Origin of the sequence: Evansella tamaricis (assembly GCF_019042215.1) — a bacterium.
GTDB classification, from domain to species: domain Bacteria; phylum Bacillota; class Bacilli; order Bacillales; family Salisediminibacteriaceae; genus Evansella; species Evansella tamaricis.
The window spans coordinates 1-11,989 of the sequence record NZ_JAHQCS010000116.1; the positions used below are offsets into that span (position 1 = coordinate 1).

The 11,989-nt window shown below is 42.6% G+C and carries 12 protein-coding genes; all 12 read right to left on the bottom strand.

Annotated features, from left to right (window positions below; all coding sequences use genetic code 11):
- Positions 1-762: 762 nt before the first annotated feature.
- Positions 763-1,155, bottom strand: a complete 393-nt coding sequence (locus KS419_RS14360; protein WP_246594122.1) for a F0F1 ATP synthase subunit epsilon — start codon at positions 1,153-1,155, stop codon at positions 763-765.
- A gap of 261 nt (positions 1,156-1,416) precedes the next feature.
- Positions 1,417-2,829: a F0F1 ATP synthase subunit beta gene (atpD, locus tag KS419_RS14365; RefSeq protein WP_217067086.1), complete on the bottom strand. Its 1,413-nt coding sequence runs from the start codon at positions 2,827-2,829 to the stop codon at positions 1,417-1,419.
- Positions 2,830-2,909: 80 nt separating this feature from the next.
- A complete protein-coding gene (gene atpG, locus KS419_RS14370) occupies positions 2,910-3,812 on the bottom strand; it encodes an ATP synthase F1 subunit gamma (RefSeq protein ID WP_217067087.1) in 903 nt (300 codons plus the stop codon).
- 155 nt (positions 3,813-3,967) lie between these two features.
- Positions 3,968-5,473: a F0F1 ATP synthase subunit alpha gene (gene atpA / locus KS419_RS14375; RefSeq protein WP_217067088.1), complete on the bottom strand. Its 1,506-nt coding sequence runs from the start codon at positions 5,471-5,473 to the stop codon at positions 3,968-3,970.
- Between the two features lie 18 nt (positions 5,474-5,491).
- Positions 5,492-6,037, bottom strand: a complete 546-nt coding sequence (locus KS419_RS14380; protein ID WP_217067089.1) for a F0F1 ATP synthase subunit delta — start codon at positions 6,035-6,037, stop codon at positions 5,492-5,494.
- The gene (gene atpF, locus KS419_RS14385; protein ID WP_281419813.1) at positions 6,034-6,537 is read right to left on the bottom strand and encodes a F0F1 ATP synthase subunit B; all 504 of its coding nucleotides are present in this window, start codon (positions 6,535-6,537) and stop codon (positions 6,034-6,036) included. Before atpF ends, KS419_RS14380 begins: the two co-directional genes overlap by 4 nt.
- A gap of 164 nt (positions 6,538-6,701) precedes the next feature.
- Positions 6,702-6,917 (bottom strand): F0F1 ATP synthase subunit C, encoded by a 216-nt coding sequence (atpE, locus tag KS419_RS14390; protein ID WP_217067090.1) that lies wholly within the window; start codon positions 6,915-6,917, stop codon positions 6,702-6,704.
- 171 nt (positions 6,918-7,088) lie between these two features.
- Entirely contained in the window at positions 7,089-7,829 is a 741-nt protein-coding gene (gene atpB, locus KS419_RS14395; protein ID WP_217067091.1) for a F0F1 ATP synthase subunit A, read from the bottom strand.
- A gap of 54 nt (positions 7,830-7,883) precedes the next feature.
- On the bottom strand, positions 7,884-8,264 hold the full coding sequence (locus KS419_RS14400; protein WP_217067092.1) for an ATP synthase subunit I: 381 nt from the start codon (positions 8,262-8,264) through the stop codon (positions 7,884-7,886).
- A complete protein-coding gene (locus KS419_RS14405; protein WP_380086688.1) occupies positions 8,257-8,493 on the bottom strand; it encodes an AtpZ/AtpI family protein in 237 nt (78 codons plus the stop codon). Before KS419_RS14405 ends, KS419_RS14400 begins: the two co-directional genes overlap by 8 nt.
- A gap of 316 nt (positions 8,494-8,809) precedes the next feature.
- On the bottom strand, positions 8,810-11,524 hold the full coding sequence (locus tag KS419_RS25260; RefSeq protein ID WP_281419814.1) for a S8 family serine peptidase: 2,715 nt from the start codon (positions 11,522-11,524) through the stop codon (positions 8,810-8,812).
- Between the two features lie 259 nt (positions 11,525-11,783).
- Positions 11,784-11,989: hypothetical protein (locus tag KS419_RS14415; protein ID WP_217067093.1), on the bottom strand; the 206-nt coding region annotated here is incomplete at its 5' end.

Consider the following 11,989-nt stretch of genomic DNA (forward strand, 5'->3'; position numbering starts at 1 on the left):
CTCTTTTGTCGCTTCCTCCCCTAAGGATGCGACATTAGATAGGGGAGCGGCATCTCTTTTGTCGCTTCCTCCTTGAGGATGCGACATTAGGTCGGTACTCAACCTCTCTTTTGTCGCTTCCTCCCTTAAGGATGCGACATTAGATAGGGGAGCGGCATCTCTTTTGTCGCTTCCTCCTCCAGGTTGCGACATTAGGGAGGGGATCGCCATCTCTTTTGTCGCTTCCTCCTCCAGGTTGTGACATTAGGGAGGGGATCGCCATCTCTTTTGTCGCTTCCTCCCTTAAGGATGCGACATTAGATTGCGACATGCCATCTCTTTTGTCGCTTCCTCCTTTAGGATGCGACATTAGATTGCGACATGCCATCTCTTTTGTCGCTTCCTCCTTTAGGATGCGACAATAAATAGGTACTCGGCATCTCTTTTGTCGCTTCCTCCTTAAGGATGCGACATTAGATTGCGACATGCCATCTCTTTTGTCGCTTCCTCCCTTAGGATGCGACATTAGATTGCGACATGCCATCTCTTTTGTCGCTTCCTCCTCCAGGGTGCGACATTTGCTAGGGGCTCGCTACTTGTTTATACCACAGCAACCTCTTTTTTCGCTCCGCTCCCCTCGCTCCGCGTTTGGACAAAGTAACTCCCGTTCCACTATATCTACAAATACTTAACAAGATAGCAACAGTACAACAGCAAAAACCAGAAAGGGTTTCCCCTTCCTGGCCTCACATCACCAAAATAATCACATAGATTTCATTTCATTTATCCGCCGGCAACTTCTAGACGGTTGATTGCCCGTTTTAAAGCCATTTCCGCACGTTTAAAATCAAGATTCTCTTGCTTTGCTCGCTCGAGACGGCGTTCCGCACGTTCTTTTGCTGCACGCGCTCGCGCTATGTCAATATCTGACGGTAATTCAGCTGATTCAGCCAAAACACTTACTTCGTCAGGGCGAACTTCAATAAAACCGCCGCTGACGGCAACAAGCTGAATCTTTGAATCCATTTTAAGGCGAACAGCACTAACAGTTAAAGGAGCGACTAGCGGTAAGTGATTGGCCATGATACCAAGGGATCCTTCCGTTGTCTTCACTGTAACCATTTCTACTTGCCCTTCAAATACGCTGCCATCAGGAGTGACGACATTTGCTTGCATCGTCTTCACGGTTCACCCTCCTTTTCGAAGCTACAGATACATTTTTTTCGGAAAAATAGGAGTTAGATAAGATTCTAGAGCATACCAATCACAGCCATGAGCGAACTGCACTGTGGCTACCACAACCTAAATCACAGCAGCTACTGGTACATCTTTCGATCACAATTAAAATTTCAACAATCTTAATCTTAACCAACCCACCAAACCCAAACATCCTAAAAGAATCAACATTTCCCTCAAAAACGAATCATTCCTGGCTTCTTATTGCATTTGTTTCGCTTTCTCTACTACTTCTTCAATTCTACCTACGAGACGGAAAGCATCCTCTGGAAGATCATCGTATTTGCCATCAATGATTTCTTTAAAGCCTTGGATAGTCTCCTTAACTGGCACGTAAGAACCCTTTTGACCAGTGAACTGCTCCGCCACGTGGAAGTTTTGAGAAAGGAAGAACTGAATGCGACGGGCACGGTGTACCGTAAGCTTATCTTCTTCCGATAACTCGTCCATACCAAGGATGGCGATGATATCTTGAAGCTCTTTATATTTTTGAAGTGTTTGCTGAACTTGACGAGCAACATTATAATGCTCTTCTCCTACGATTTCCGGTGACAATGCACGGGAAGTGGAAGCTAATGGATCCACCGCAGGATAAATACCCATTTCCGAAAGCTTACGCTCCAAGTTTGTAGTGGCATCTAAGTGGGCAAACGTTGTTGCAGGTGCCGGGTCAGTATAGTCATCGGCAGGTACGTAGATCGCTTGAATCGATGTTACGGAACCTTTTTTCGTCGATGTAATACGTTCTTGTAGCATACCCATTTCTGTTGCAAGTGTTGGCTGGTAACCTACGGCAGAAGGCATACGGCCTAAGAGTGCAGATACCTCACCACCAGCTTGCGTGAAACGGAAGATGTTATCGATAAAAAGAAGTACGTCTGCACCTTTTTCATCACGGAAATATTCAGCCATTGTTAAACCAGATAGGGCAACACGCATACGTGCTCCAGGTGGTTCATTCATCTGTCCGAATACCATCGCAGTTTTGTTAATTACGCCGGAATCCTTCATCTCGAAGTAAAGGTCGTTCCCTTCACGAGTACGCTCCCCTACTCCTGCGAAAACGGAAATACCACCGTGCTCTTGAGCGATGTTGTTGATTAACTCTTGAATTAATACCGTTTTACCTACACCGGCACCTCCAAAGAGACCGATCTTACCACCTTTGATGTACGGTGCAAGTAAATCAACAACCTTAATACCAGTTTCAAGAATCTCTGTTTTTGTAGACAGCTCTTCATAAACAGGTGCTTGACGGTGAATCGGGTCACGGCGGACCGTTTCCGATATTGGTGCATCCAAATCGATGTTTTCACCTAGTACATTAAATACACGTCCTAGCGTATCGTCACCTACAGGAACCGAAATTGGACTTCCTGTATCAAGTACGTCCATACCACGAACAAGACCATCTGTAGATGACATGGCTACTGTTCGGACAGTGTCATCTCCAAGGTGGAGTGCCACTTCCAATGTAAGGTTTACATCAACTTCCCCAGAAGTTTGGGCAAGGCGTTCCACTCGTAATGCGTTATATATCTCAGGTAATTGGCCACGGTCAAACTGAACGTCTACTACCGGACCCATTACCTTTGTGACGCGTCCTTTATTCATCTGCTTTCCTCCTTACTTCCTAGCTTGCAATACTTCATCACTTTTAAAAAATCAAACAACACTTTTTTCTCATACTGGAATTAATCTAATGCTGCTGCTCCACCAACGATTTCGTTAATTTCCTGTGTGATGGCAGCCTGACGGGCACGGTTATATACTAACGTCAGTTCCTCGATTCGATCCGTGGCATTATTTGTCGCCGATTGCATCGCTGTCATACGGGCACCGAACTCACTTGCTTTCGCATCCAGCAACGCCCCATAGATCAAACTTTCCGCATAGTGCGGCAAAAGCTGTTCTAATATTACCTTTGGATCCGGTTCATAAATGTATTCCAGGTTCGTTTTCGGAGCCAGTTCCGTCTCCGAGCCTTCTTCCTCCGTATCAAATTCATTTAATGGAAGAAGCTTCGTTTCCGTCACCTTTTGACTGATGACACTAACGAAATGGTTATAGTGGAGATATATCTCATCAAAAATTCCATCTGTAAACATATCAACCGTTGTAGCAGCAATATTTTTAATTTCCGCATACTCTGGCTGATCCTGCAAGCCGACAACCTCCTGGTAAATCGGCATACCCCTCTTTTTGAAAAAATCACGTCCAACTCTACCAACTACGATAAGCCCATACTCCTCAGGAGATTGATGTCTTTCGTTAATGGTTTTTAAGGTGTGCCGCAGTAAGCCGCTGTTATACGCTCCACAAAGGCCCCGGTCGGAAGTAATAACTAAGTAAGCAGTCTTTTTCACTTCTTCACGAGCCTCTAACATTGGATGAGAGATTCCTTCCTCATCACTTTCACTACCTGAAGCGATACTTGCTACAACATCACGAATTTTTTCTGTATATGGAAGGAAGGCAGTTGCTTTCGATTGTGCACGATTAAGCTTTGCAGCAGATACCATTTGCATGGCTTTTGTAATCTGCTTCGTTTTTTTCGTCGAAGTGATCCTCGATTTAATGTCTCTTAATGAGGCCAACGTTCTTCACCACCTTTACTTACATCCTGCTATACTTTCTATAATGCTAGAAATCAATATGGAATTAACTCCAGGTACTCCCTACCCTAGGAAATCTCCATCATTATAAAGCTTTCAAGTTCCGCCCTTTGAAAAAAGAGCATAGTTTACTTTAATTAAGATGCGCTGAAAGTGTTCTTGAAGTCTTCAATTGCTTTCTTCAGATCCGCTTCTTCCGGCAATCCGCCAGTCGTTTTGATATGATCCAAAAGATCTTTATTGTTATGCTCTAAGAACGTGAACAATTCCGATTCAAAGCGTTGAATGTCAGCCACTTCCACATCGTCAAGATGACCTTTTGTTAATGCGAAAAGGATCACAACTTGTTTTTCAACCGAAAGCGGTTGGTGTAGTCCTTGCTTCAGTACTTCTACTGTACGGGCACCACGGTTTAGCTTCGCTTGTGTTGATTTATCCAAATCAGATCCGAATTGAGCAAACGCTTCTAATTCTCGGTAAGAAGCTAGGTCGAGACGTAACGTACCGGCAACTTTTTTCATTGCCTTAATCTGTGCGGATCCTCCAACACGAGATACGGATAAACCTGCGTCTACCGCTGGACGAATACCAGAGAAGAACAAGTTAGATTGTAGGAAAATCTGACCGTCTGTGATGGAAATAACGTTTGTTGGAATGTAAGCAGAAATATCTCCAGCCTGTGTTTCAATAAATGGAAGAGCCGTTAATGACCCTGCACCTTTCGCGTCACTAAGCTTCGCTGCGCGCTCAAGTAAGCGGGAGTGAAGATAGAATACATCCCCCGGATATGCTTCACGGCCTGGAGGACGACGTAATAACAAGGAAAGCTCACGGTATGCGGATGCTTGCTTTGTTAAGTCATCATAAATAACAAGGACGTGTTTTCCGTTATACATAAATTCCTCACCCATAGTTACCCCTGCATATGGTGCCAAGAATAATAGTGGGGCTGGCTGAGATGCACTTGCAGTTACGACGATCGTGTAGTCTAATGCACCGTGTTCACGTAGAGTTTCCACAACTCCCGCAACAGTGGATTCTTTTTGTCCAATCGCTACGTAAATACAAATCATATTTTCATTTTTTTGGTTAATAATTGTGTCAATTGCAATCGCTGTTTTACCAGTTTGGCGGTCCCCGATGATTAACTCACGTTGACCACGGCCAATTGGAATTAATGCGTCGATGGATTTAATACCAGTTTGAAGTGGTTCATGTACAGATTTACGGTCCATAACCCCTGGTGCCGGACTTTCAATTGGGCGAGTTTTTGTTGTTTCAATTGGGCCTTGCCCATCTACTGGCTGCCCTAATGAGTTTACAACACGTCCTAGAAGTTGTTCTCCAACTGGTACTTCCATGATACGTCCAGTACGGCGAACTTCGTCACCTTCACGGATTTCTGTATAAGGTCCTAAAATAATGATACCTACTGTATCTTCTTCCAGGTTTTGCGCCATACCCATAACACCGTTTGAAAACTCCAGTAACTCACCGGCCATGGCACTTTCCAGACCGTGAGCAACGGCAATTCCGTCCCCAACTCGGATGACGGTACCAACATCATTTACTTCAATTTCAGATTGATAGCCTTCAATCTGCTTTTTTATTAGAGAGCTGATCTCATCGGCTCTGATGCTCATTACGTTCACCCCTATCTACTAACTCTTGTACATCATACGCTGCTGAATGCTTGCAAGCTTTGACGCTACGCTACCATCGTATACTCGATCACCGATTCTGACCTTCAAACCGCCGATCAATTCTTTATCAACAATGTTGGTTACTAGAAGCTTTTGCTTGCCAGCCTTTACAGCAAAAACAGAGGCAACAGCTTCCTTCTCCTGGTCAGATAATGGTTTTGCAGAATACACTTTTGCATCTGCAATCCCGCGCACATCGTTTGTTAAGTTTTTGAAATCTTCCACGATGGCGAAAAATACATCTTCCCGTTTCTTATCAATTAAGAGTAATAATAAATTAACTACTGCTTCACTCACTTTATCGGAAAAGCTATAGGTAATAATTTTTTTCTTTTCTTCTGGTGTCATTTTTGCGTGTCTAAACACTTCGTCAAGAAGGTTCGTATCCCGCATCACTTGTGACACTGCCTCTAAGTCGTCCGTGATTTGTTCAAGCGCGTTTCTTTCTTGGGCGTATTCAAACAATGCACTGGCATAGCGAAAACCTACTGGATGTCTTCTCATAGTTCTTCGCCAACTTCTCTAAGTGTTTCTTGAATGAGTTTTTCTTGTTCCTGCTCATTCAATTCTCTTTCAATCACTTTTGAGGCCACAAGAACTGACAAGGTAGAAACTTGCTCACGAAGCGCGGAGATAGCCTGCTCTTTTTCCTGATTAATTTGAGCAATTGCAGCGTCGATACGACGATCCGCTTCTATTTTCGCATTTTTAATGATCTCTTCTGCTTGTTGTTCACTCATCTTTTTCGTATTTTCAACGATTTCTTTCGCCTCAATACGTGCTTGCTGAATTGCTTCCCGCTGTTCTGCTAAATATTTTTCCGCATCTTTGCGGTTTTTTTCAGCAGAGGAGATTTGGTCTGCAACATGCTGTTCACGCTTTTCCATCATCTCCATGATTGGACCTAGTGCAAAACGCTTTAAAAGCCACATTAATACTAGAAATCCTAGGATTTGATAAACAGCATCTAACCAAGTAAGGTGTGTTCCAAATAATGCATCCAACTTTTTCGCCTCCTTCGCTTTCGAGTCCTTTCATAAGGAAAGGCGAAGACTCTATTTAACTTCTCCGCCATTTAAGCATAGTGTTACATGGTAGAGATATAACTCATTTTCAGGTATGGTATGACCTGTTCAAAAATTCCACCTACCACCATTTAAAGCTTAACTTATAGGGAACCGTATAACATGAAGGCAATTACGATAGCAAGGATAGGAACCGCCTCTACTAGTGGAGCACCGATGAATAATAGTAATTGAATTGGCCCTCTCATTTCTGGTTGACGAGCGATACCTTGAACTACACTACGTACTACGATTGCAACACCGAATGCACCGGCGATTGCAGCGAAACTGGCTACTATTGCTACTGCTAAAAATTCCATAATAAAAATCCTCCTTAAAGTATAAAAAATAGTTTTTTTTTATTTTGTAACGCCCTTAGGTCATAAGAGCATAATTACCTAGTTAATAGAACTCTAGTTTACTTTTTACTCCATTGTCCGGGAGAAAACAGAAGTTTTTCCCATAGCAAGTGTTAGTGACTAAAATGGCTATTAATGCTCTTCATTAACCTTATGAGACATGTACACCATCGTCAGCATACAGAAAATGAAGGCTTGTAGTCCTCCGATAAATGTTCCAAAGACCTGCCACACGACAAGTGGCGCAAACGCGAAGATCCCCCAAAGAACACCAGATGTTCCTAAACCTACAAGCATTACCATTAGTACTTCCTTCGCATATACGTTTCCGTAAAGTCGCATTCCTAATGTTAATGTGTTAGAGAAATCTTCAATGATTTTGAATGGGAATAAGAAGAAAACGGGACGGAAATAGTCTTTTCCATACTCCTTCGGCCCTTTCAATTTAAGTCCATATACGTGAGTCATGATGATCACCATAGCCGCCAGTGATAAAGTAAGTATCGGTTCAGATGTTGGTGATTTCCACCAAACATATTTCAACCCTTCATCTGTTTTCGCAGCCATCTCGAATGGAATACCCATCATGTTTGATACAAACACATAGAGGATGATCGTGCATCCCAGTATAACGAAATGTTTCCCCTGCTTCCAATCCATCGTACTGCTGATCACATTTTTAATAAACTGAATAAAAAATTCTAAGACATTTTGCGCGCCGGTTGGATACATCTTAATTGTTCTTGACATAAAGAATAGAACAAAGAATACGATCGCCATTGCAACAGTAACCAGAAACACGTTGGCTAAGTTGATTCCTAAGTTTGGATTGTCAAACAGGAATACGACAGGTTGTCTGTAATAATCACCCAATTACTTTCACCTCTTTTCTGTAAAAACTCTGTTGACCTCCCCGTAAAAGGTAAGTCATTTGGAAGTATTCATTTGTTTCAAGAAAAAAATTGGTTCTATTAATATTAAAACATAGGTAATCATTAAACCTATGATTACACCCACTAAATCAAAATACTCAGGGAATCTCATTGCAATATACACGGCAGCCACTGCAGAAATAATTCTTGATGCTGTTCCGAATGTCCATTTTACTGTGCCTCCGGAAAGGATTTTTCCGATAGCTCTCACTTGAAGGTATGTACTAACTAAATTCAAAAGACTAAATACTCCCCCAAGGGCCAGCCCCATAAAAAATGTACCACTTGTAAAAAACTGAGCAATAATTAAAAAGATGACGATGAGTATGCTAGTATAAATCATATATCGTCTGGCAACAGCACTGTAATCATTCACGGAAATCGTCTCCTAAAAACTGGCGAATCGCAAAGAATATCCCCGTTACCGCTGCTCCTAAGCCTAGAAGTAACCCTGTAACAAGATACAAACTTCCAGTATCAAACTGCTTGTCTAACCATCTGCCACCAAGAATTCCAACAAGGATAGATCCTACAAAATAGGAACTGATCGTCGTCATTAAAGCAAGCGCTTTTACAAATCCCCGGAATTTCGATGGCTCTTGCACATTCCTCACCCTAATTATCAAGTTCTTATTATGTATTCTCATAACCATGGCACAGAGAATCCTTTGTAATCGTACAATAGGGGTATTCTCCATGTCAATCCATATCAGTAACTACACTTTCCATATTTATAAATATTTAAATATTCTAAAAAAGCGCTTCCAGATATGGTTCTGTTACCTATTTTTTCACCAATTAGACACATTTATTATTATACATAAAATGTTCACACCTGTCTTTGGTATTATTGGGAAAAAATAATGTTTGAATATTCAATTTATTACCTCGGTAATCCTTGCAGGAGGGAAAGGGAGTGTTTTAACTCCCTTCTTCCCATGACCCTATAAAGATGTCCCTTTCAATAATATCTTCGTGTCCTTGATTTTTCGCGAATATCAGTGCTTTATAAATTCCAGGTGGCAAATCTTCCACTACAATGTCCTGTTCAAACATTCCTCTGTCAATATCCGTATGCACATCAATAAACCTTAAGAATCGGAAGGTATCCGGATCATATAAAGCAATTCCGAACTTATCTGCACCGCCCGGAAAGTATACTTCATAATGATACTCATTCGGGTTGGCCTGTTGTTCAAACATAAATGCCATTAACCTTGGATATTCAGGTTCTTCCACAAAATACAGGAACGGAACACGAATGGTTTCTTTGCCAGCTTTCACACTTATCACATCATGATAAATTCCCTCCTGAAAAACTGGAGGATAAACGTCCATCGTCACAGGAACCGTTTTTTTCTCCCCTGGGGAGATATACAAAGAAAAGGGAACTTTCCACTGGACACCGTCCGGAACTTCAAACGGAGGTTCAATGGTATACCTTTTCCGTTCATGGGAATGATTTTCTATCGTGATTTCCACTGTCTTTTCCAATCGCTGGTCTGTTCTAAGCCACTTTCCGAATGATATAGAACCGGGATAAACGAGAGTGTTTGTATTCAGTGCTTCATTTAATTGAATTCTTCCAGTCCCCTGAACATGTGGAGGGTAGTCATTTCCTTCCGAATCGGTTATGGGTTTCGCTGTATTCATTAATGCTGCTTTTATTTGATGAGGTTCCCAATCAGGATACTTCTGTTTCAGTAAGGCGGCGGCGCCCGCTACGTGAGGTGCTGACATACTTGTCCCATTCAAATCGAGATAGCCTTTCGGGACGGTGCTGTCGATGGCCACCCCAGGAGCTACGAGATCCGGTTTGATATCCCAAGTATGTGTAACAGGTCCCCTAGAACTGAATGGGGCAATGAGATCTTCCTCTTGACGATAAATGGTTCGAAGGTAAACGGACTCTTTTTCGAGACGCTCCTTCAGCATCTCGCCCGCTTCCTTAGTGATACTCACCACCGGAAGTTCAACCGGTTGTTCGAGCATTCCTGCAAATTCCCCATCCGTATGATTATATACGATGAGCGCCTCTGCCCCGGCTTGTTTTGCTAATTTTGCTTTAATCGTAAAACTGATTTGTCCACGTTCTGCCAGGATTATTTTTCCACGAACATCTTCTTTATAGTAGTCTTCCTCTTTCCCAAGGCCCATATATTGAATCGGAAACTCCCGTTTGATTGTCCATTCTTCAGCATTTTGCATTTGCTGGATCGGTATTTCCTTTTCTGGTCCCCCGTTAAGATCCGCTGTTAAATAAGGTGTTTTCATGGGAGGGGTGGAGGCTCCAACCGAAATAGCATCTGATGATGTTCCTGGGGAACCAACCGTCCAAAGATTCGGACCGCTGTTCCCATTGGAGGTAACTGCCACAATCCCTTTTTCTACGGCTTTATCTAAGGCCACACTCGTCGGCCAGTCAGGTCCGTTAACTGTATTGCCCAAAGAAAGATTGAGAATGTCCACCTCATCTTCCACAGCCTTCTCAATGGCTGCAATAACTTGTTCTGTTGTCCCTTTCCCAGTGGGACCTAATGTACGATAAGCATAAATCTCCGCTTCAGGGGCTACCCCTTTAAGACGCCCGTTTGCAGCGATAATCCCTGCCACATGTGTTCCGTGAAGTGTGGGCATGCCTTCTGTTTTCTGTGTTTCCATTGGATCATCATCTTCATCGATGACATCATATCCACCTTTATAGTTATCCTTCAAGTCCGGATGGTTATAATCAATACCCGTATCAATGACCGCCACCTTCACCCCTTTTCCCGTTAGATTTTCACCGTTTTCATCTAAAACACTCCGGATCTCATCCCCCCCAATAAACGGAACACTTTCGTCTAAGGACGGTTCATAATAAGCCACTTCGTCCACCCGTTTAATGCCTTCAAGATCATGAAGGAGGGGAACGTCTCCACGAACGATCTCAAGGGAAAAACCGTTATATAGTTTCGTGAAAACTTTTCTAATTTCCACATGTGGCAGTTTTTCTTTTACCCTCTGTATTGTCAGTTCAGGATGGTCGACTGATTCCACAAGAAAAATTGCCGATTCCATTTCGTTATCCGGAAAAGTAGGTCGTTTCGGATAAAACACATCTTCCAGAGAGAGATTCGATCCCTTTTGATCTTCTTCCGAATGGGATTGGGTTTGGGATTGATCAACTTTGTCTAATGGCACTGGGTAGTCTGATTCACTCGGTGGATCAGCTTGATCTCGTTTTTTAGATTGATCTGGTTGCTTTGTTTGGTCGGACTGGTCTAATTGGAATGGTTGAGCAGACTGGACTATTTGATCTGATGAACCGGATTGATTTGATAGACCTGATTCGTCTAATTGGGTTAACTGGCTCCATTGGTCTCTGTCATCTCGCTTTTCGATACCAGTTCGTGATTTTCTTATCGTTTGTTTTGTGACGGTATCTATTTTCCTAATTGAATTGTCCTTTTCCTCAATTGCTTTTAACTCATGATGATCAGTTAAACTTAAAATTCCCCCGTTTTTTCCACTGGATACTTCGGTTTTATCTCCATTCCCATGTTGCTCTGCGTATCCTTCCACTGATGGAACAGTGACTAAACAGAGGAGAATTATCCATATGACGAACTTTCTGTATGTACATCTTTTCGTCATCTTGTTCAACCCGACTCCCTCCAGTATTAAAATCAAGACTTAGATTCATATTCCCTTATCATTCCAAGGAGTTTGGATTTTCATACAACAATTAGCTTAAGATCGTTTGTAAAGCTGCACAGATTAAGAAAAGCGCAAGCGCCTATGGTCACGAGCGTAGGGCAGTGGAGGAATGACAACTAGAAGTCCGCTCTTTGACTTCAGTTGTCACTTCCGAAGTGCCTTAGTGGGACTGTAAAAGTGGAAAAGCACCACTTTTTCAGTTCCCATGCGAGTAGGCGCTGGAGCTAGACAATGCCCGAAGGTGCAAAAACTTATACTTACATTTTAAAAAGGCTATGTTAAAGGCTAATGTTGATTTCTTAAAAGTATGATTTTTAGCGAAATTTACGACTACTGTCTCTTCCTCTGCGAGCAAATGCTCCGAGGCGTATCCGTCGAGACAAATCGACGTATTTGCAGAGA